The sequence below is a fragment of the Streptomyces sp. R-07 genome, from assembly GCF_049913175.1.
Taxonomy (GTDB): domain Bacteria; phylum Actinomycetota; class Actinomycetes; order Streptomycetales; family Streptomycetaceae; genus Streptomyces.
This window is the reverse complement of sequence record NZ_CP183978.1, coordinates 781,117-802,385: the sequence shown is the minus strand read 5'-3', so window position 1 is coordinate 802,385 and position 21,269 is coordinate 781,117. Positions and strand designations below refer to the sequence as shown.

Sequence of the window (21,269 nt, the reverse complement as noted above, 5' to 3'; positions counted from 1 at the left end):
GACGTGCCCGTGCCGGGCGTGACCTTGCTTCCTTCGCTGAAGTCCCCGAGGCCGCGGAAACCCTGCTGCGGCTGCTGCTGGACGCCGAGGACACGGCGGTGACCCGCCGGACGGCAGAGGCCCTGGCGCGGGTGGGAACGGTGGCCGCCATGAGGCTCGTCGCTCTCGCGGCCGCCGAGGCCGACGACAACCAGGCCGACTGGCTGCAGACCGGGGTGCACGACGCGCTCGTGGACTCGGACGGTCGGCTGGACGTCGCGGCGGTCTGCGGGAAGCTCGCCCGCGACCCGGAAGAAGCTGTCCGGCGGGGTGCCGCAGCTCTCTCGGCGTGGACGGCCGCCGAAGGGCGCTGACCCGGGGGTGCGGGTGCTCGTGTCAGCAGGCAGCGTCGGGCACGACCGGCCGTCCCCGCGCCGACGACGGTGACTGTGCTGTTCGCGCGGGTGCGCGGCCGGGCACGCGGTGCACCGGGGCCTCGGCCGCGTCCCGCTGTCCCCGCGGCTCGGCCCTGCGCCTGCCGCGGGCCTCGGGCAGCCGGTCGAGCAGGCGGACGGCGACGAGCTGGTCCACAACCGAGCGGGCCAGGGTCCACCGGGGCCGTCCAGGAGATGCACGACGCCGCCGAGCGGGTGAACCCCGACGTCCTCGTCCTCTGCCACGGCGGGCCCATCGCCGAACCCGAGGACGCGCGGTACGTCCTGGAGCACACCACCGGCGTCGTCGGCCTCTTCTGAGCGGCCTCGATCGAACGCCTGCCCACGGAGCGCGCCATCACGGAACGGACCCGCGCCTTCAAGGTCCTCGGCACCGGCTGAAGGCGTTGTCGGTGGCGTGCCGTACAACTGAGAGCGGGGACAGGAGCGGCACAGGGGGACGGCACATGGACACATTCGCGGACCTGGGGTTGACCGACAGCCCGCACATGCCCTCGGCCGACAGCGCGTCCATGCCCTCGGGCGACCACGCGTCCATGCCCTCGGCCGGGCGGGCGCCTTTGGGCGGGCGGGACCGGGAACTCGACCGGCTCGACGCGCTGCTGCGCGCCCGGAGCGGCGGCGCGGGGCCGGCGGCCGTGGACGTCACGGGCGAGCCGGGCATCGGCAAGACCCGTCTGCTCACCGAGTTCGCCGTACGGGCCCGGCGGCGCGGGGCGACGGTCCTGCGCGGCAGGGCGGGCCAGGCCGTGGCGGACGGCACCCCCTTCGAGCCCTTCGTGGACGCCTTCGCCGACCTGGACCACCTCGACCGCGCCACCGCTCCGGACCTGGCCGGACTCGCGGAGCTCGTCGAGTCGTCACCGGTCGCCGCCGGGTGGGGCGCGCGGGTGCGGCGGATCGCGGCGGCGCTGGGCCGGGTTCCGGCACCCGGGCTCGTGCTGGTGCTCGACGACCTCCAGAGTGCGGATCCCGCGTCCGTCGCCCTCGTGGACCATCTCCTCCGGCACCCGACGAGGGCGCCCGTCCTCCTCGTCCTGGCCCGGCGCGAGCGCCAGACCCCGCCCGCTCTGGCCTCCGCCCTCGCGCGCGCCGAGGACGCCGGGTCCCTCGCGAGGCTGAAGCTCGCCCCGCTGACGCCCGAGGACTGCGCCGGGGGGCTCGCCGCCGGGCTCCCGCCCGAGCTGGCGCGGGAGATCCACGCGGCCAGCCGAGGGAACCCGCTCTACTACCGGGCTCTCGCGCTCGCCCGCACGTGCAGGGGCGAGGCGCCGGCCACCGGACCGGTGGCCACCCTGCTCGACGAACTCGCCCCGCTCGGCCGGGCGGAGCGGTCGGCCGTCGAGGCGATCGCCGTGCTCGGCGACCGCGCGACACCCGAACTGCTCACGACCGTCACCCGGGACGGGCACCGTCCCGCGACCGGGGAGGTGGTCGGTGAGGCGCTGCGGGAGTTGGCGCGCCGCGATCTCGTCCGCGCCGGCCCGGACGGCCGTGTCCTCCTGCGGCATCCCGCGCTGCCCGAGCTGCTCCTCGGCGCGCTCGACCCGTGGCACCGGCGGGAGCTGCACCGGCGGGCCGCGGCGGCGCTCGCCGCGGCCGGGGCGCCCGTGACCGAGCGCGCTCCGCACCTCGTCCGGGCCGCGACCGCCTGGGACCCGGCCACCGCCGCCGAGCTGGCCGAGGCCGCCGAGCGGATCGGGGCCGCCGACCCCGCGCGCGCCGCCGACTGGCTGGGTGCCGTGCTCGGCCTGCTGCCCGACGCGCCCGAACACCACAGCACCCGACGCGAACTGACGCTCCGGCGGGCCCGCGCCCTCGGCTCGGCGGGGCGCGTCGCGGAGAGCCGGGACCTCCTCCACCACCTCATCGACGGCAGCCAGGGCGAGGGAGGACCGCAGGACGAGGAGCTGCGGACCTCGGCCGTGCTGCTCTGCGCGTTCATGGAGCGTCACCTCGGCCGCTACCCCGAGGCGGACGCCCTGCTCCGCCGCGAACTGGAGCGCACCCCCGGCCCCCGGCCGGACCTGAGGAACTGGCTCGTCGTCGAGTGGGGCTGCCGCGCCCTGTTCGCCGCCCGCTACCCCGAGGTCCGCCGCGTGGTCGCAGCGAACCTCGACGAGGCCCGGCGGCGGCGCGACGACGCCGGGACGGCCGAGGTCCTGAGCCTGTCCGCCCTCGGTGAGGTGTACGAGGGCGAGACCGCCGCCGCCCGTGCGCACGCCACCGAGGCCGCGGCCCTCACCGACGCCTTCACCGACGGCCGACTGGCCGACCACGCCGAGTCGTTGGTGCGCCTCGGCTGGAGCGAGGCCTTCCTGGAGCGGTACGGGACGGCCGAGCGGCACGCCACCCGCGGCATCGCGATGGCCCGCCGCGCCGGACGCCCCTTCGCCCTCTCGCAACTCCTGCTCTGCTCGGCGTACGTCCACCTGCTGACCGGCAGGGTCGGCACCGCGCTCGACCAGGCCGAGGAGTCCCTCGCGGTGGCCCGCACCCTCGGCGGCGCCGAACTCATCGGCTTCAGTGGGGCGATCCGGGCCACCGTGCTCCTCCACGCCCGGCCGCTCGGCGATCCCGAGGTCCGGGCCGCCGCGGAAGAGGCCGCGGCGACCGTCGGGACCGCCGAAGGCTGGTGGGCCACCCAAGCCCGCTGCATGCTCGCCCACGCGGTCCCGCTCGACCGGGACCCCCACCGGGTGCGGGAGGTGCTCGTGCGCGCGGGGGGCGACCGGAACCTCTCCCGGCTCCAGCCCTCCCTGCGCCCCGGCTATCTCGAAGTCCTCACCGGCGCGGCCCTCGCCGCGGGGGACCTCCCGGAGGCCGAGCGGGCCGCCCGCCGGGCCCGCGCGGAGGCGGAGCCGCTGGGCCTGCCCGTCCAGCGCGGTGCCGCGCACCGCGCCTGGGGGCGGGTGCTGGCCCACCGGGGTGAACCGGCTGCCGCCGCCCGGGCGTTCACGGAGGCGGCCAGGGACAGCGTGAGCTCCGGCGCGACCCTGCGGGAGGCCCACAGCCTGCTCCTCGCCGTCCCCCAGCTCCAGGCCTCGGGCGACGGGCCGCAGGCCGCCGCCGTGTGGCGACGAGGCCGACGGCTGGCCTCCCAGGGCGGCGCCCGCATGCTGGTCGACCTGGCCGACCGCACCCGGCCCGTACCGCCCCGAGGCGACGGCACCGGCGGCCGGCTCGCCGTCCTCACCCCGCGCGAGCGGGAGATATCGGCCCTGGTGGCCGAGGGGCTCACCACCCAGGCGGTCGCCGACCGGCTCTGCCTGAGCCCCCGCACGGTCGAGAGCCATGTCGCCCGGGTCTACCGCAAGACGGGCGTGGAGACCCGGGCGGGACTGGCCTCGCTGGTGGTCAGGGACGGGACGGCGGGCGGTCAGTCCTTGCGGGGATAGGTGGCGGTCACCCGGCCCTTCCTGTCTGCCTTCAGATAGGCCACGCCGTACGTGTCGGACAGGTAGACGCTCAGCCCCGCCTCGCTCCCGAGCATGGTCGAGCCCGGGGTGAGGACGAGATAGCGGCTGGTCGGCTCGTCGACGCCCAGCTCCTTGTCCGCGCGCTTCATGAGCGCCGGCAGCGCGTCCCACGAGAACGCGTCCAGGTCCGCCGGGACGGAGCCCGGGAAGGCGGTGCCGCCGGGCCCCTCCCGGACGGCCACGTCACCGCCCCGGTACACGTACCGGTCGTAGCGCTTCGTACTGCCCTTGACCAGCGACTCGGCCACCGCGTAGTCGGGGTACACGACGAAACCGGTGACCTTCGCCCCGCCCGAGGCCGCCTTGACGGCGGCCACGGCGGTCCGGACCCCCTTCGCCGTCAGCAGGTCGAGCTTCTCCGGAGCCGTCTCCTTCGCGGGCGCGGACGACGACGCGGGCCGCCGCGCGGCCGGGCCCTGCTGCGAGGGCGGAGCGGTGCTCGGCCCGCTGCCCGGGTCGGCGGGGCGCCACTCCCAGCTCATCGCGGCCACGGGGATGCCGACGGCGAGCGCCACCACGGCGGCCGACGCGAGGAACCGGCCGACGCGCCCCCGCCGACGCCGTACACCGGAGGGCACGGGACCGGCCCCCACCGCAGCGGTCCCCACCGGCCCCACCGGCCCCACCGGCCCCACCGGCGCGGCTCCCACCGGATCGGGGCCTGTCGGTGGCGCCCCCACCGGATGGGAACCTGTCAGCGCGGCTCCCACCGGATCGGGACCCGTCGACGCGGCCCCCACCGGAGCGGTGGTCGGCGGCGCCAGCCGGAACGACGTCGTCTCCCCGCCTCCGGAGTCCACCGCCCCCTCGGCCACCGCCCCCTCGGCCACCGGGCTCTGGGCCACCGGGCTCTGGGCCACCGGGCTCTGGGCCACGGGGCTCTCGGCCACCGGATTCTCCGCCACGACGGCCGCCAGCGCGCGGTCGAGTTCGTCCGTGTCCGGCCGGGTGGCAGGGTCCCGTACGAGCAGCCGGGTCAGTACGTCGGTCAGCGCACCGGCCCGTACGGGAGGAGGCACGTCGTCGGAGAGGACGGCGGCGAGGGTGGCCAGGGTGTTCTCCCTGCGCAGCGGGTGGTGGCCCTCCACCGCCACGTACAGGAGCATGGCGAGCGACCAGAGGTCGGCGGCCGGGCCGGTCGTGCCGCCCCGGATCCGCTCCGGTGCCATGTAGTCCGGTGAGCCGATGATCGAACCCGAGGCCGTCAGGACGGTGGACTCGCGGATCGCCGCGATGCCGAAGTCGGTGAGCACCGGACGCCCGTCCGGACGCAGCAGGACGTTGGCGGGCTTCACGTCCCGGTGCTCGATGTCCCGCTCGTGGGCGGCGCGCAGGGCGGACAGCAGTTCGCGGCCGAGCGCGGCGGCCTCGGCCGGCGTCATCGTCCCCCGGTCGAGCCGGTCCTGGAGGGAGCCGCCGGTGACCAGCTCCATCACGAGCCACGGGTAGGTTCCTTCTCCCGCGTCCACGATGTGATGGATCGTCACCACGTTGGGGTGGTCGATCCTGGCCAGGGCACGTGCCTCGCGGAGCACGCGCGCCCGCAGGGTCCTGGCGCCCTCGACGTCGTACTCGGCCATCGCGGGGTCCGGCGGGCGCACCTCCTTGAGCGCCACGTCACGGTGGAGGGCCAGGTCGCGGGCGCGCCACACCGTTCCCATCCCGCCGCCGCCCAGCCGCTCAAGCAGCTCGAAACGGCCGTCGATCACTCTGCTCACACGCACCCCTGTACTCGGGTCACACTCTGCTCCTCGGGGCGTCGCAGGCCGGGCGGCCCGGCCCCGCCCACCTCGCCGTACACGTTCGTCTGGTAGCGCCCGGGCCCGTACGGCTCCGGGAGGCGGCGCAACCACGTCCGGGCGCCGCCCGCGCCCGTGTCACCGCCGCCGGGCAGCCCGCGCCGGGCCTCCCGCAGGGCCTCCTCCACGACCACCTCGGCGGCGTCCGCGCCCCACACCTCCCGTACGTGCCGGGCCCGGGCGCGCAGGGAGCGTGCCGTGGCGGCGTGGTCGCCGACGGACCGCCACAGGTCGGCCGCCCGCTCGCAGGCACGGGCCGCCTTCTCCGGCGACCCGGCCGCGCCCAGCGCGTGCGCCGTGAGCCGGCTGAGGGCCGCGCCGTGGCGCCGGTCGTCCCACCGCCGGACCTCGGCCGCCGCGCACGCGAACTCCCGTGCAGCCCGGGCGGGTTCGCCGAGACGCAGCGCGCAGTACGCGAGCCAGGCCCTGGCCCGTACACGCGCCGTCTCGTCGCCGTCGCCGTCGTCGCCGTCGTCGTCCTCGGCGAGCCCGGAGAGGGTCTGCTCCAGAACGGCGGCGGCCGGGCGCCAACGGCCGTGCTCCGCCTGCGCGATGCCGAGCGCCAGGCGCGCGAGCGTACTCAACTGCCGGTCACCGGCCACCGCGTCGGCGTGCCGGACGGCCTCCCCGAGAAGCGCGACCACCTCGCCCCCGACCGGCCCGCGGTCGTGCACGTCCTCGTCGTCAGCGGGTCCGCCGTCGTGCCCGGCCGACCCGACAGCGGCCCCGGCGACCGTCCGTGCCAGCGCGAGACAGAGCCGTGCCCGGTCGGCACCACGGAGCGGCGGGGCGGGTCGAGGAGCGGGGGCCGTCGCGCCGAGGGCGCTACGGAGCCGTGCGGCCGCCTCCTGGTGGGCGCCCGCGGCGCGGAGCATCCCGGCGAGGAGGAGCTCGCTCTCGATGGCGGGCCACGTCCGGCCCCCGGCGTGGTGGTCCGCCACCGCGGCCCGCAGCTGGGCGAGGGCGGCGGCCGGGTCGTCGGGCGCGGTGACGCGGCCGAGCAGCGCACGGGCCTCGGCGAGCGCGCCGAGAACGGCGGGCGCCTCCCGGTGCGGCGCGGCGAAGGCGATCAGCCGTGCCAGCTCCGCCCGCAGCGCGGTGGCCTCGGTGAACGGGTCGGGGCCGGTGTCGAGCAGGTCCGCGCGGGCCCGGCAGCGGAGCAGCAGCACCGTGGCGGTCTCGGCGGTGGTGGCCCGCCCGACGGCGTGCAGCGCGGTCGCCCGCTCGCCCAGTTCCGCGAGCCCGGCGCAGACCGTCGCCCCCGGTTCCGGGCCGCTGAGCAGGGCCCGCGCCCGCGAGACCAGCGCCTTGCCGCCCCGGCCTGCCCGTTCGTGCCGGTCGGCGGCGAGGGAGAAGAGCGGGCCCGCCGCCGCCCGGGCCCGGCCCCGGCAGTCGAGCGCGGTCGCGTCCAGGGCGTCGGCGTGGTCGCCCGGAGTGAGGGAGCCGCCGGCGCGCCGCAGGGCCGTCGCCGCCCGTTCCCAGGCACCGCCGGCCGAGGGGTGGCCTTCGGCGGTGTACCGCCGGGCCCGGTGGAGCAGCTCGTACGCGTCCTCCCGCTCGTCGCCCGCGCCGGAGCCCCGGTCGCCGGACCCCCGGCCGTGCGGAGGCACGCCGAGGCGGTACTCGTCGGGCGAGCGGCTGCTCATGCGGGCTGCTCCGGGAGAGAGGAGGCGGGGGGCGGGGACGCCCGTACACAGAGGTACACAGAGGTCGGACCGACTCTCGCAGCCCCGCACCGGCCCGCACATCCGTAGAACTACGGAACCTTCACCGGCACCCCCGTGCCAGGCCCGGCGAGGTCCGCACCGACCGGGGCGGGGCCCTCGGTGGCGTACCGAGGAGACCGGGACGGGGCTCCGGCGGCGTACCGATCGGCCGCACTGCGCAGCGCCCGCCGTCAGCTCCTCGGCTAGGGTGATTCGGTAGGTATTGCGCCCCCTGGGGCCAGGCCGATGCGTAGGTCGATGCGTTGGAGACTCATCAGTCGTCGAGCAGGGTTCCGCAGCCGCCCCGGGCGGCCGTCGGGGATGCGGGCGTGCTCCGCGAGCTGCTGCCGATCGCCCTCTGGCGGGAGGACGCCGAGGGCCGCATCGTCGAGTGGTCGCTCGCCGCGCAGGACCTCCTCGGTCACCGGCCCGAGCACGTGCTCGGGAGGCTCGCGACCCCGCTCCTCGTCCCCGACGCCAACCGCGAGCTCGCCGACCGGCTCACGCACCGGGTCCAGGCGGGCGAGACCATGGTCGGCACGCTGCCCGTCCGCCACCGCGACGGCCACACCGTCACCATGGAGATGTGGATCGTCCCGGCCGCCGACCCGGAGGGGCGACCGGGGGCGATGCTCATCGCCGTGGAGACTTCCGAGGTCCTGCGGATGCGGGAGAACCTGGCGGCGATGGAGAGCCTCTTCACCCAGTCGCCCATAGGGCTCGCCCTGCTCGGTCCCGACCTGCGCTTCCTGCGCGTCAACGACGCCCTGGCCCGGATGAACGGCGTCTCGGCCGCCCGGCACGTGGGCCACCGCCTCACCGAGGTCGTGCCCGGCGTCAACGCCGCCGGGCTCGAATCCCTCATGCGCCAGGTCCTGGAGAGCGGTACGGCCGTGGTGGACGCCCGCCGGGTCGGCCGTACCCCCGCCGACCCCGACCGCGACCACATCTGGTCCTGCTCGTACGCCCCGCTCGTCGACCGCGCCGAACGGCGGCCGCTCGGGCTCATCGCCTCCCTCGTCGACATCACCGAGAGCCAGGAGGCGCACATCGAGGTCGAGCGGGCCCGCCACCGCTTCGCGCTCCTCGCCGAGGCGGGTGCCCGGATCGGCACCACCCTGGACCTGAAGCAGACGGCGGAGGAGGCCGTCCGCTTCCTCGTGCCCCAGCTCGCCGACTCGGCCGACGTGCAGATGCTGGAGTCCGTCCTCGAACCCGACGACCCGGTCGCCTCCACCCGCGGTGTGCTGCGGCGGCTCGCGGCCCGCTTCCCCGACCCGACCGCCCCGACGGCGCTCCTCGCCCCGGGCCAGACCTTCCAGATCCCGCTCGACTCGGTGTACGAGCAGGTGGTCGTCCGGGGACGGCCCACGAACCTCTACACCTCGGACATCCCGGAGCTCTTCACCGATCCGCGCACCGAGGCGCTCCGCAGCTACCTCGCCACCCGCATCGGTTCGGCGCGGCTCGTCCCCCTGGTGGCCCGGGGGCAGGTGCTCGGGGCGATCACGGTGACCCGGCTGCGGACCCGCGAGCCCTTCGACGCGGAGGACTGCGTCCTCATCGACGAGGTCGTCGCCCGCGCCGCCCTCAACATCGACAACGCCCGCCTCTACACCACCCAGCGCGAGGCCGCCCTCACCCTGCAGCGCAGCCTCACCAACAACGCGCTGCCCGACGTCACCGGCCTCGAACTCACGGGCCGCTACCTCCCGGCGAGCTCCCACGACGTCGGCGGCGACTGGTTCGACGTCATCGCGCTGCCCGGCGGCAGGACGGGTCTCGTCATCGGCGACGTGATGGGCCACGGCATCCACGCGGCGGCCGTCATGGGCCAACTGCGCACCGCAGTACGGACCCTGGCCCGCCACGACATCGCCCCGGACCGCATGCTCAGCTCCCTGGACGCCGTCGTGGCCGACCTCGGCGAGGACGAGATGGCGACGTGCGTCTACGCGGTCCACGACCCCGCCACCGGCGGCTGGGTCATCGCCCGCGCGGGCCATCCGCCGCCGGCCGTCGCCACCCCGGACGGCACCATCACCTTCCTCGACGGACCGCCCGGGACGCCGCTGGGCACCGGAGCCCACGACTTCGGTACGGAGGAGGTCGCCCTGCCCGGGGGCGGACTCCTCGTCCTCTACACGGACGGTCTCATCGAGGCCCGCGACCGGGACCTCGACCAGGGCATGCGGCAGCTCGCCGAGGCCCTGCGGCCGCTCGACCGGCCCCTGGACACGCTGTGCGACGAGGTCATCGGGCGGCTCCTCGCGGGGTCCGCGCAGGACGACGTGGCGATGCTCCTCGCCCGGACCACCCGCTGAACCCCGCTACGCGCGGAGCCGGTGGAGGTCGCGGAGGAGGGCGATCTCCGCGCCGTGGTGCAGGAGCTCCTGGTTCACCCACCAGACGATCTCCAGGAAGGGGTTCTCCGCGTCGCTGCCGTGCGGGTAGGTGCAGTGGCCCACGGTGTCGAGCGCCTTGTCGTCGGCGGACAGCAGCGCCTCGCGCCAGGCCGTCGCGGCGGCGTCGAAGGCCGGGAGGGCGGTGGCGACGTCCCCGGTGACCGGGAAGTCGTCGCGGGTCAGGCTCCGGCTGCCGTTCGTGTGGTCGGCGCGCAGCGCGAGCATCTCGGAGAGGTGGTTCAGGCGCCAGGCGATCGTCGTGAACGGCGGCGGCGTGGGGTGCGGCGGCGGCGTCGTGTCCCGGCCCCAGTGGCCGGCGCCCACCAGGAGGGCCGCGCGCGGTCCCGGCCCGTCGGCGTGACGCCGGACGGACCAGCAGCCGGGCGCGGGCTCCCAGAGGTACTCCGCGTCGGTCATGGGACCGACCTCGACGTCCGTACCGTTGCCGCTGTCCATCACCGGTCCCGCCATCCGGTCCGTGAGCCGCCGCCGGGCGAAGTCGAACTGGTCGAGGAGGGGCACGAGCCGCTCGGGCAGGGTCACGGGACGCTCCGGATCACACGGGGACAGGGCCGTCGTACCCTGCCACAGGACTCCGCCCGGCGCCCCCGAATTTCCTTTCCCGGCAGGGCCGTTGAGGAGGGGTCCTCACAGCGGTACGACGGTCACCTCGGTCGCCTTGACGCCCGTCCACACCGGCACCCCGTCCGCGAGGCCCAGATCGGCGGCGGCCTGCGGGGTGATCTCGGCGACGAGGTCGGGGGCGGCGTCGGAGGTGACGAGGACCCGCAGCCGGCTGCCGCTCGCGGTGATCTCCCGTACGGTCCCGGGCCAGACGTTACGGGGGCTGCCCCCCGGCTTCTCGCGGTGCACGGCCACGGCCTCGGGCGCGATGATCGCCAGCGCCGGGGTGCCGGCCGGCGGCTGCTCGGCGGTGATCAGGGTGCCGCCCCCGTCCAGGGCGAGCCCCTGGGCGGAGCCGGTGCCGGGCCACGCGTTCCGGCCGAGCATCCGCGCCACCCAGGGAGAGCGGGGGTGCCGCGAGACCTCGGCGGGAGAGGCGTCCTGAAGGGTGTGCCCGTCCTGCAGGACGAGGACCCGGTCGGCGAGGGACACGGCCTCGACGGGGTCGTGGGTCACGATGAGGCACACCCCTCCGAAGCCGGCGAGGTGGCTGCGCAGGGTGTGCCGGACGTGGGCCCGGGTCGTCTGGTCGAGGGCCGCGAGCGGCTCGTCGAGCAGCAGCAGCCGGGGACGGGCGGCGAGCGCGCGGGCCAGGGCGACGCGCTGGGCCTGGCCGCCGGACAGCTCGGCCGGACGGCGGTGGGCGAGGTGCCCGACCGTGAGCCGGTCGAGCCAGGCCTGCGCCTCGCGCCGCGCCTCTGCGCGCGGCACTCCGCGGGCCCGGAGGCCGTACGCGGTGTTGGCGAGCGCCGACAGATGGGGAAAGAGGGCACCGTCCTGCGGGACCCACGCCACCCGGCGCCGGTGCGGGGGCAGCTCCGTGACATCGGCGTCGCCGAGCCGGAGCGCGGCGTGGGCGCGGGGGGTGAGGCCGAGAAGGGCGCGGAGCAGAGTGGTCTTGCCCGCGCCGTTGGGGCCGACGACGGCGACCGTGGTGCCGGGCTCGGCGTCCAGGGTCAGCTCGGTGAAACCGGTGACGTCGGCGTGCAACGCCCAGCGGCCGGCGTCCTCGCCGGGCAGGGCCCCGACGGCCGGCGCCCCGGGCCCGCCGTGCGCTCCCGGCAGGGCCTCGACGGGAGCGGCCTGGGTGCCGGCCCCTGGAACGGCAGGTTCCTCGGCCGGTGCCACGGACACGGCCCGGGCCCGGCCGCCGGACGGGGCGCCCGTCCAACGGCCCCGCAGGGCGACCAGTACCGCCATCGCGATCGCGAGAAGCAGCAGCGACACGGAGGTCGCCGCCTCCGGCTCGTCCTGGAGCAGGAGATAGACCTGGAGCGGCAGCGTCTGGGTGGTGCCGGGCAGGTTCCCGGCGAAGGTGATCGTCGCACCGAACTCGCCCAGCGCCCGCGCCCAGGTGAGCGCGGCCCCGGCGAGCAGACCCGGGGCGACCATCGGCAGCGTGACGGTGAAGAACACCCGCACCGGCGAGGCACCCAGGGACGCCGCCGTCTCCTCGTACCGCGGCCGGAGACCACCCAGCGCGCCCTCCAGGCTGATGACCAGGAACGGCATGGCCACGAACGTCGCGGCGACCACCGCGCCCGAGGTGTGGAAGGGCAGGGTCACCCCGAAGGTGCTCTCCAGCCAGGGGCCGACGACGCCGCGCCGCCCGAACGCGAGCAGCAGCGCCACACCGCCGACCGTCGGCGGCAGCACCATGGGCAGCAGGACGAGCGACCTGACGATCGCCTTGCCCCGGAACGGCACCCGGGCCAGCAGCCAGGCGAGCGGCACACCGAGCAGCAGCGACAGGCCGAGCGCCCAGAAGGAGACGAGCAGGGACAGCTTGAGGGCCTCGACGGTGCCGGGACTCGTCAGATGCGCTCCGAACGAGCCCCACTCCGTGCGGAGCAGGACTCCGAGGAGCGGAAGCAGCAGGAACGCGACGGCGAGCAGCGCGGGCACGGCGAGGAGCAGCGGGGTGCGCGGCCCGCGACCGGAGGTCCGGCCCTGAAGGCGTTTCATCGTTCGTTCCAGGAGTGCTCGGAAAGGCGGTGTGGGGGCTGTCCGTCCCCCCGGACGCGGACAGCCCCCACCGACGGCTCCGGGACCACGGCCCTGCGGAAGTCACCTTCCGGAGGCGCGTGTCCCGGAGAGAATCAGGTCCGGTCGATGTGCACGCTGGTCGACTTCACGCGAGCGGTGGCCTGCATGCCGACCTCGAGGCCCAGCTCCTCCACCGCCTCGCGGGTGAGCAGCGAGACGAGCCGGTGCGGACCGGCCTGGATCTCGACCTGGGCGGCGACGTCGCCGAGCTTGACGGCGGTCACGATGCCGGGGAAGGCGTTGCGGGCCGAGGTGTACGACCCCTCCTCGTCCCCGGGCGCGCTCTGCCCGACCTCGATGGAGAAGGCGGCCAGATCGCGGCCGTCGACGAGACGCCGGCCGTTCTCGTCGCGGTGGGTCGTGACCCGGCCCGCGTCGGCCCAGCGGCGTGCCGTGTCGGGGCTGACGCCGAGCAGGCGTGCCGCCTGACCGATGGTGTAGGACTGCATGGCGGCCACGTTAGGCCGTACGGGATCTCATCTGCAAGCGATCAAGGGTCTTCTCATGGCATCTGCCAGCTCGCTTGGATGAATACCCAAGGGGGCAGCGACTCTCGGGTTGTACCCGTAACGCCGGCCGACGGCCTCGACCAGCGGCTCAGGTCGTCCCCGAACGCCGGCCGGCGGCCTCGACCAGCGGCTCAGGTCGTCCCCGAACGCCGGCCGGCGGCCTCGACCAGCGGCTCAGGCCGTTCCCGAATGCCGGCCGGCGGCCTCGACCAGCGGCTCAGGCCGTTCCCGAACCCCGGCCGACGGCCTCGACCAGCGGCAGCAGCCGGTGCGCCACCCGCTCGCGCAGCGCGATCTCGGTGCGGGTGCGGACCACCCCGGGCAGCTGGATCAGCCGCTGGATGACGTCCTCCAGGTGCCCGGCGTCCCGGGCCACCACCCGGGTCAGGAGATCGCCGCCGCCGGTGATGGAGAAGGCCTCGACGATCTCCGGCACCCCCGCGAGCGCGTCGCCGACCTCGTCGAGATGCCCCTGGGTCACCTCGACGTGCACGAAGGCGAGCACCGGGTGCCCGAGGGCGGCGGGGGAGAGGACCGGCCCGGTCGCCGTGATCACCCCGTCCCGCTCCAGCCGGTCGATCCTCGCCTGCACGGTGCCCCGCGCCACCCCCAGGATCCGCGCGTACTCGCGCACGCTCGTCCTCGGCTGCTCGATCAGCAGCCGCAGGATGCGCGTGTCGAGCTCGTCCACCGCCATGCGCCGCCGCCTCCTTCGCCCCCACTCGTCCGATTTCCGACTGTACCCACGGGGGCGGCGGGCTCCGTGATCCGGTGCGGCGGGACGGGCTCTCCGTTCGCGGGACGGGCGGATCTGGGGCAGGCTCGTCGGACCGGCTGAGGCGCGGCCGCGCGTGCCGTGCTTCCCGGCGGGAGCGACGAGTGAACGCGGACCGTGAACAGGACGAGGAGACCGGGCCCGGCGGCGGCCACGACGCCGGACTCTGGGTGACCGCCGCCTCCGGCGCCGACGCCGGCACCTGGGGCGACGCCGTCCTGGACGCGGTCTTCACCCAGTCCGACGTCGGACTGCACGTGCTCGACACGGACCTGCGCGTCGTGCGTGTGAACACCGTCGCCGCCGGACTCCACGGCATCCCCGCCGAACGCGTCCTCGGCATGCGTGCGGTCGAGGCGTACGCCTCGTTCGCGGGTGTCCGCGTCGACGAGGCCGTCCTGCGCGAGGTCCTCGCCACGGGCCGTTCCTCGACCGACTGGCTCGTCGTCGGGCATGCGCCCGGCGCCGAGCACGTCGAGCACGTCTTCTCCGCCTCCGTGCACCGCCTCCAGGACGGCGCGGGCAAGGTCCTCGGCGTGGTCGTCACCAGCACCGACGTCACCGACCGTGAACGGGCGCGGGCCCGGCTGCGGCTCCTCCGCGACGCCCGCGAGCGGATCGGCACCACCCTCGACGTGGAGCGCACCGCCCGGGAGCTCGTCGACGTCACCGTGCCGGCCTTCGCCGACTCCGTCGTGGTCGCCCTCACCGACGCCGTCCTCCGGGGGCAGGATCCGGCCCTCCAGTCACGGAACACGGTCCCGCTGCTGCGGTGCACCGCCACCGGCAGGACGGAGTCCGGACCGCGGGTACCGGAGGCCGGTGCCCTCCTGCTGCCGGGGATCTTCGGGGACCGGCTGCCGACGGCCGCCCGCCCCTTCCCTCCGGAGGCGACGAGCGACGACCGGGCGAGGCGCCTCGTGGTGCCCCTGACCGTACGCGGGCAGATCTTCGGCGCGGTCGCCTTCCGGCGTTCCGACGCCTCCGCACCGTACGGCCCCGACGACCTCGCCCTCGCCGACGGGGTCGCGGCCCGCACGGCGACCTGCCTGGAGAACGCGCTCCGGTACACCCGCGAACACATCGTCATGACCGCGCTGCAGAGCTGGCCACCGCCCAAGGAGGAGGCCACCCAGAGCGCCGTCGACGTCGCCCGCCGCCACCGGCCCGGTGGCAGCGGCGCCGGCTCCTGGTGCGACGTGATCCCGCTGCCGGGCGCGCGGGTGGCCCTCGTCGTGGGACAGGTCGAGGCCCCGGGGCCGGGCGCGGTCGCCACCATGAGCCGTCTGCGGACCGCCGTCCACAGCCTCACCACGCTCGACCTCGACCCGCACGAACTCCTCGCCCGCCTCCACGCGACCACCCTCCGGCTCGCCGCGGAACGCGAGGACATGGCCGTGGCGGGAACCCTCGCCGCGGACCCCCTCTCCGCCGACCCGCCTGCCCCCACCCCTCTGTCCGCCGCCCCGATGTCAGTAGCCCCGCTCGCCGCCGAGCTCCCGGAGCCACCGTCCGCCGCGGCCCCCGAGGCGGCGCCCGCGGGCCTCCACCCCACCGCCGGCTGCACGATCGCCGTCCACGACCCCGTCGACGGGCGGCTCGACATCGCGCGCGCCGGCGCCTCGCTGCTCGTCGTCGTCCACCCCGACGGATCGGCGGACCCTCACCCGCTCGACGACGGGCCCCTCCTCGGCGGCGAAGGCCCGCCGTTCGCCTGCGCCACGCTCTTCCCGCCCGAGGGCAGCACGCTCTGCCTGGCGTCCCGCGGCGACGGGCCCCGGACGGAGGAGCTCATGGCGGCCCTGGCCCACCCGCAGCGCGACCCGGAGGCGATGGCCGACGACGTGGAACGGCTCCTCGCCCCCGACCGGGTCCTGCTCCTCGCCCGCACCCGCCGACTCCCGACGGACGAGCTCGCCGAGTGGGAGGTCCCGCACGACCTGTCCGCCGTGGCCACCGCACGGGCCCACGTCGAGGAGCGCCTCAAGCGGTGGAACCACCCCGCCGACCCGTTCACGGTCACGCTCGTCGTCAGCGAGCTCGTCACCAACGCCCTCCGGTACGGCGCCGCCCCGGTCACCCTCCGCCTCATCGCCGACGGCCCGTCCCTCACCTGCGAGGTGAGCGACGCCGGACAGGCCGCACCCCACCTCCGCCATGCCAAAGCCGTCGACGAGGGTGGCCGCGGCCTGCTGATCTGCGCCTCCCTCTCGGACAACTGGGGCGTGCGCTACACCGACGACGGCAAGACCGTCTGGGCCGAGGTGGGCGGGGGCGGCACCTGAGGAGTGGTCCGTTGGTCCGCGAGTGGCCCGGACCCGGGCCGATCCACTGGGCCAATGGCTCATCGGACCGGTGTCGAGTTGAGCCGGCGGCACCCGGATGGTTTCCTTGTCCTATCCAGGTACTTTCGGCGCCGCGCAGCGCCGGGGCGGCGACGAGGCCGGTCCGGACCGCGGCGCCTTCGTCGTGTCCGCGTGCTCCCACCACCCCGGGACGCCGCGCGGCAGGACGGAAGGCAAGACAAGGGGGCGGCTGACCGCCGTGAAGAGGATGTTCGTGGCGCCGGATCCGGGGCGCGTCAGGTTGAAGAACTCGCTGCGGGCCGTGATCGGCATCGCGCTCGCCGTCGCGCTGGCGGAGCTCGCCGGGCTCTCGCTGACCGCTTCCATCACCGGCGGCCTCGCCGCGCTGCTCGCGCTGTTCACCGTGACCGACGCCACCGTCCGCGCCCAGGCCGGGACGACCCTGCTCCTGCCGGCCGCCGGGTTCCCCGTACTCGCCGTGGCCACCGCGCTGCACGACCTGACCCTGCTCAGGGACCTCGCCTTCCTCGCGGTCGTCTTCTGCGGCGTCTACGCCCGCCGCTGGGGCCCGCGCGGCCACGCGCTGGGGATCTTCGCCTTCATGAACTTCTTCACCACCCAGTTCCTGCACGCCGTGCCGGGCCAGCTCCCCGAGCTCTACGCCGCCGTCGGCATCGCCCTGGCGGCGGCCGCCGCGGTGCGCTTCGTCCTGTGGCCGCTGGAGCGCCGTACGCCCCCCGCCGCCGCACCGGCCCCGCTGCCCGGCTCCGGCCTCTCCCGCGTGACCACCCGGCAGGCCGTGCAGGCCGCGGCCGCCTGCGCCGTGGCGCTCGGCATCGGCCAGGTGCTGTCCGAGGACCGCTGGTACTGGGCCGTCGGCACGACCTGGTGGATCTTCGTGAACACGGTGTCGCGGGGCGAGACGCTCGTACGGGGCTTCCGCCGGGTCCTCGGCACGGTGATCGGCATCGCCGTCGGCATGGTCGTCGCCATCCCGCTGCACGGCGCCCCGGCGCCCACGGCCGTCCTGGTCGCGCTGTGCGTCTTCGGGATCTTCTACGCCGCGCCCGTCTCGTACAGCTGGATGATGCTGGCCGTCACGGTCATGGCCGGTCTGCTCTACGGACTCCTCGGCTTGCTGGACCCGGCGCTGCTCGTCCTGCGCTTCGAGGAGACCGCCGTCGGTGCCGTCTCCGCCGCGCTCGCCGTGCTCCTGATCCTCCCGGTCACCACCCACGCGATCAACGACGCCTGGATCCAGCGGGCCCTTCAGGGCGTGCGCGCGGCCACCTCCGCCTCCCTGCGCCGGCTGTCCGGCGAACCGGACGCCGACCCGACGCCCCACGCCGCCGAACTGGAACTGCTGCTCGGACGCGTACGCCTGTCCCTCGCGCCCCTCGTCCACCCGCTGAGCCCCTTCCGGGGCCGGAAGGCCCGTGCCCGCCAGGTCCTGGCGCTCCTCGACGAGTGCGCGGAGGAGGTTCGGGGACTCACCGCGGTGGCGGCCGATCCGGCCGCGAGCCACGACGCCCGGCTCGCCGCGGCCTGCTGGCGCGTCGAGGCGGCCGTGGAGCGGCTGACGTCGCCGCACGGCGGCCGGGACTCCGCTGACGGGGTGCCGTCCGTCGCGGTCGCCCCGGCCGCCGGTCAGGGCGCGCTCGGCCACGTCAGCGGTCTGGAGAAGCTCCTCGCCGCGCTGGACGAACCGCTGCGCACGCCGCCGGGCTCCCTGCTGGTCCGCTCCTGAATCTCTGGGCTCCGCACTGGCTCCTCCCTTTGGTCTAGACCGCCTGCTACCGTCGGCCCGAGGAGACGGCCGGTCGACCCGACCGGTCCCGGGGACAGGGGAGGCGCCGTGGGCGGCACAGGGGCGGTTCAGGGCCGGAGCGGGGTGCGGGCGTACATCGGCTCCTTCACCTCGGGGGGCGGACGCGGCGTCCTCGCCGCCGACGTGGACGCGGAGACGGGCGCGCTGACCGTGACCGGCGGCAGCGACGCCGTCCCCGACCCCTCCTTCCTCGCCCTCGCCGGCCCCGTGCTCCATGCCGTGTCCGAGACCGAGGCGGGCGCCGTGGCCGCCTTCGACGTCACCGGACCCGCACCCCGGCCGCTCGGTGCCCCCGTCCCCGTCGACGGCGCGGGCCCCACCCACCTGGCCCTCGCCGCCGGCCACCTCCTCACCGCCAACTACACCTCCGGCAGCGTCACCGCCCTGCCGCTGGCCGGGGACGGCACCGCCCGCCCCGCCACGGCGGTCCTGCGGCACGAGGGCAGCGGTCCCGTCGCCGACCGCCAGAGCCGCCCGCACGCCCACCAGGTGCTCCCCGACCCCAGCGGCCGCTGGGTCGTGAGCGTGGACCTCGGCACCGACTCCGTACGGATCTGCGCCCTCGACCCCGCGACCGGGGAGCTCACCCTCCACGGCGAGACCACGCTGCGCCCGGGCACCGGGCCCCGCCACCTCGCCTTCCACCCGGCCGGTACGCACGCGTACGTCCTGAACGAGCTGGAGCCCATCCTCACCGTCTGCCGCTGGGACGCGGCGAAGGGCGTGCTCGAACCGCTCGGCGAGACCCGCGTCGTCCCCGGGGGCGCCACCGGCCCCAGCTACCCCTCCGAGGTGGTCGTCGCCCCCGACGGCCGCTTCCTCTGGGCCGCAGTGCGCGGCGACGACACCCTCGCCGTGCTCGCCCTCGACGCGGACGGCGCCGGGGCCGGTCTCGTCGCCACGGTGCCCTGCGGCGGCACCTGGCCCCGCGACCTCGCCCTCGACCCGTCCGGGCGGCGCCTGTACGCGGCGAACGAGCGCTCCGGCGACGTCACCTGGTTCACCCTCGACCCGGAGACCGGAATCCCGTCGCGCGCGGGCGCGATCGAGGCCCCGGCGGCCTCCTGCGTGGTCTTCGGCTGAGGCCTCCGGGGAGTTCGGGGGAGGGCACGACGAAGGGCCCGCACCGGACGATTCCGGAGCGGGCCCTTCCGTACGACACGAGGTCGTGGGCCACCCAGGGCCTCAGAGCGGGCCTCAGAGCGAGGGCGCGCCCTGCGGCTGCTGCGGCGGGATGCCGAGCGCGGCCGTGTACTGCGAGAGCACCAGCTTGCCGATGGCCGGGTAGGCGCCCAGCGGTTCGGCGGCGGCGCACCCGGCCTCCTTCGACGCCTCGTCGAGGAGACCGTCGGCCAGCTCGGGGCCGATCAGGTACGGGGCGAGGGCCAGCTGCTCCGCACCGGCGGCGCGCAGCTGCTCGGCCACGGAGGCGATGGAACCCTCCTGGTCGAGCGCGGCGGCCATCACCGGGACGGCGAGGCGCGCGGCGAGCAGCATGCCGGTGATGCCGGCGGCCTGCACGGCCTCCTCGCCGCCGACCGTGGCCAGGATGATGCCGTCGGCGGCCGTCGCGACCGTGAAGAGGCGGGCGCGGTCGGCGCGGGCCAGACCGGCCTCGGAGAGGCGCACGTGCAGCGCCTCGGCGAGCAGCGGGTGCGGGCCGAGCACGTCGGTCAGCTCAGCGGTGTTGCCGCCGTCCATCAGGCCCTGGCGGACCTGGCGCATGTGGGCGCTGTCCGGGCCCGCGAGCAGCGGGACGACGACCGCGGCCGGGCCCGTCGGGGCGGTGGCCTCGCGGCCGGCGGCCAGGGCCAGCTCGTACCGCTCGGTGCGCAGCGTGGCGGCCGCCGTCAGGACGGAGGCGAGCGAGGCGTACTCGGTGTCGTCGCCCTCCAGGAAGCCGATCGCGGCCTCCAGGCCGGGCAGCTCGGAACGGGCGATGCTCACGACCTCTTCGGCCAGCGAGCGTATGGCGGCGGACGGCGCGCCGGGCACGGCGAGAACCAGCGCGGGAGCGCCCTCGGGCGCCGCCGCGGGTTCGGGGCGACGGTGCCGCCCGGACTGGCGGGGTCGAGGCATTCGTACAGGCAGGCCGGAAGCAGGCCCAGTGGGGGAGCTCATGGCGCCGCATGCTACTGGTTTCGCCCGCCGCACCGTTGGCTGAGGTGCGGTCACGCGCCTTCTGCCCCCGTATGTCCGCTCTCGGCGGCGGCGTCCATTCCGTTTCCCTTTCGTCCCCGCCCCGGCCGGGCCTCGTCCCGGCCCGGCGCACCGCCCCCCACCTGGGCGGAAGGGACTGCCTGGTGTGCTCCGACGCCGAACAGGCGGAGCAGCGCCGGGTCTTCCGGCAGGCGCAGGGTGCCCGCGGCGAGTGCGGAGGCGAGGGTGACCGCCCCGGCGAGCGGATCTCCCGCCGGCTCCACGGTCCGGGCCCGCGGAACCAGCTCTGCGAGGGCGGTCCGCAGCGGTGCGAGCAGGGACTCGCCCATCTTGAAGAGCCCCCCGGTGAGGGCCACCTGAGCACCCGGCTCCGCCGGGCACGCTGCCTCGGCAGCCTCGGCGATGTGCGCGCCGGCCCGCGCGAGGATGCCGGCCGCCACGGGGTCCCCCGCGGCGCAGTGCGCCACCTCGGGGGCGAAGGAGGCGAGCACCGCGGGCCGGTCCGTACGCGGGTAGAGCACGCCCGGCAGTCCGGACGCCGGTCCGAAGAGCTTCTCGGCCCGGGCCAGGAGCGCCGCCGACCCCCCGCGCCGCCCGTCGTGCGCGCGCATCGCCGCCTCCAGGCCCGCCCGGCCGATCCAGGCGCCGCTGCCGCAGTCCCCGAGGAGGTGTCCCCAGCCGTCGGCCCGCCGCCAGGACGTCAGATCCGTGCCGAGCGCGATCAGCCCCGTACCGCCCGCGACGACGACGCCCGGTCGCTGCCCGAGCGCCCCGGCGTACGCCGTGACCGCGTCGGCCGCGAGCGCGAGGCGGCGCACGCCCCAGGCATCGGCGAAGGCGCCCGGCAGTTCGGCCCGCAGTTCGTCCCCGAGGGTCGCCATCCCGGCGGCGCCCACGGCCACGGCGGCGACCGGCCGCGCCCCGTCCGGCCGCCGCAGTGCGGCGACGGCCGGCAGGACCTGCTCCAGGAAGTGCGCCGCGGAGATCCCGCCCGGCCCCGTCCGCACCGGCTCGCGCGAGACGACGGTCTCCAGGACGGCACCGGTGGCCGCGTCGGCGAGCGCGATCCTCAGCCCCGAACCCCCCGAGTCGACGCCCACGACGACACCTGATGCGGCTTCGCTCACGGAGACCACGA

General features: G+C 76.1%; 15 protein-coding genes. 7 read left to right on the top strand and 8 right to left on the bottom strand.

Annotated features, from left to right (window positions below; all coding sequences use genetic code 11):
* Positions 1-149: 149 nt before the first annotated feature.
* From ACN9M0_RS03725 to ACN9M0_RS03715, 3 genes are all read left to right on the top strand, one after another.
* On the top strand, positions 150-353 hold the full coding sequence (locus ACN9M0_RS03725; RefSeq protein ID WP_426403102.1) for a hypothetical protein: 204 nt from the start codon (positions 150-152) through the stop codon (positions 351-353).
* Positions 354-422: 69 nt separating this feature from the next.
* Entirely contained in the window at positions 423-734 is a 312-nt protein-coding gene (locus ACN9M0_RS03720) for a phosphoenolpyruvate hydrolase family protein (RefSeq protein WP_426403101.1), read from the top strand.
* Positions 735-880: 146 nt separating this feature from the next.
* A complete protein-coding gene (locus ACN9M0_RS03715) occupies positions 881-3,832 on the top strand; it encodes an AAA family ATPase (RefSeq protein ID WP_426403100.1) in 2,952 nt (983 codons plus the stop codon).
* Here ACN9M0_RS03715 and ACN9M0_RS03710 read toward each other — a convergent pair.
* A complete protein-coding gene (locus ACN9M0_RS03710) occupies positions 3,814-5,574 on the bottom strand; it encodes a protein kinase domain-containing protein (RefSeq protein ID WP_426405277.1) in 1,761 nt (586 codons plus the stop codon). The genes ACN9M0_RS03715 and ACN9M0_RS03710 overlap by 19 nt on opposite strands.
* Positions 5,575-5,627: 53 nt before the next feature.
* Positions 5,628-7,358, bottom strand: a complete 1,731-nt coding sequence (locus tag ACN9M0_RS03705) for a hypothetical protein (protein ID WP_426403099.1) — start codon at positions 7,356-7,358, stop codon at positions 5,628-5,630.
* 323 nt (positions 7,359-7,681) lie between these two features.
* Here ACN9M0_RS03705 and ACN9M0_RS03700 point away from each other — a divergent pair, with 323 nt between their 5' ends.
* Complete coding sequence (locus tag ACN9M0_RS03700) at positions 7,682-9,742, top strand: SpoIIE family protein phosphatase (protein ID WP_366035424.1); 2,061 nt, start codon at positions 7,682-7,684, stop codon at positions 9,740-9,742.
* A gap of 6 nt (positions 9,743-9,748) precedes the next feature.
* Here ACN9M0_RS03700 and ACN9M0_RS03695 read toward each other — a convergent pair whose 3' ends face one another.
* From ACN9M0_RS03695 to ACN9M0_RS03680, 4 genes are all read right to left on the bottom strand, one after another.
* The gene (locus ACN9M0_RS03695; RefSeq protein ID WP_399695630.1) at positions 9,749-10,366 is read right to left on the bottom strand and encodes a DinB family protein; all 618 of its coding nucleotides are present in this window, start codon (positions 10,364-10,366) and stop codon (positions 9,749-9,751) included.
* A 105-nt stretch (positions 10,367-10,471) separates the two neighbouring features.
* Positions 10,472-12,472, bottom strand: coding sequence for an ABC transporter permease (locus ACN9M0_RS03690; RefSeq protein ID WP_426403098.1), 2,001 nt, complete (start codon positions 12,470-12,472; stop codon positions 10,472-10,474).
* A 134-nt stretch (positions 12,473-12,606) separates the two neighbouring features.
* Positions 12,607-13,002: a TOBE domain-containing protein gene (locus ACN9M0_RS03685; protein WP_366035421.1), complete on the bottom strand. Its 396-nt coding sequence runs from the start codon at positions 13,000-13,002 to the stop codon at positions 12,607-12,609.
* A gap of 277 nt (positions 13,003-13,279) precedes the next feature.
* Positions 13,280-13,759: an Lrp/AsnC family transcriptional regulator gene (locus ACN9M0_RS03680; protein WP_399695626.1), complete on the bottom strand. Its 480-nt coding sequence runs from the start codon at positions 13,757-13,759 to the stop codon at positions 13,280-13,282.
* A 182-nt stretch (positions 13,760-13,941) separates the two neighbouring features.
* Here ACN9M0_RS03680 and ACN9M0_RS03675 point away from each other — a divergent pair, with 182 nt between their 5' ends.
* The 3 genes from ACN9M0_RS03675 (at position 13,942) to ACN9M0_RS03665 (ending at position 19,054) form a co-directional block, all read left to right on the top strand.
* Positions 13,942-16,122, top strand: a complete 2,181-nt coding sequence (locus ACN9M0_RS03675) for a PAS domain-containing protein (protein ID WP_426403097.1) — start codon at positions 13,942-13,944, stop codon at positions 16,120-16,122.
* A 268-nt stretch (positions 16,123-16,390) separates the two neighbouring features.
* Positions 16,391-17,890, top strand: coding sequence for an FUSC family protein (locus ACN9M0_RS03670; protein ID WP_426405276.1), 1,500 nt, complete (start codon positions 16,391-16,393; stop codon positions 17,888-17,890).
* A 108-nt stretch (positions 17,891-17,998) separates the two neighbouring features.
* Positions 17,999-19,054, top strand: a complete 1,056-nt coding sequence (locus ACN9M0_RS03665; RefSeq protein ID WP_426403096.1) for a lactonase family protein — start codon at positions 17,999-18,001, stop codon at positions 19,052-19,054.
* A gap of 114 nt (positions 19,055-19,168) precedes the next feature.
* On the opposite strand, the gene ACN9M0_RS03660 is transcribed toward ACN9M0_RS03665, so the two are convergent.
* Positions 19,169-20,092 (bottom strand): sirohydrochlorin chelatase, encoded by a 924-nt coding sequence (locus tag ACN9M0_RS03660; protein ID WP_366035417.1) that lies wholly within the window; start codon positions 20,090-20,092, stop codon positions 19,169-19,171.
* A gap of 50 nt (positions 20,093-20,142) precedes the next feature.
* Positions 20,143-21,258: an N-acetylglucosamine kinase gene (locus ACN9M0_RS03655; RefSeq protein WP_426403095.1), complete on the bottom strand. Its 1,116-nt coding sequence runs from the start codon at positions 21,256-21,258 to the stop codon at positions 20,143-20,145.
* Positions 21,259-21,269: the final 11 nt, after the last annotated feature.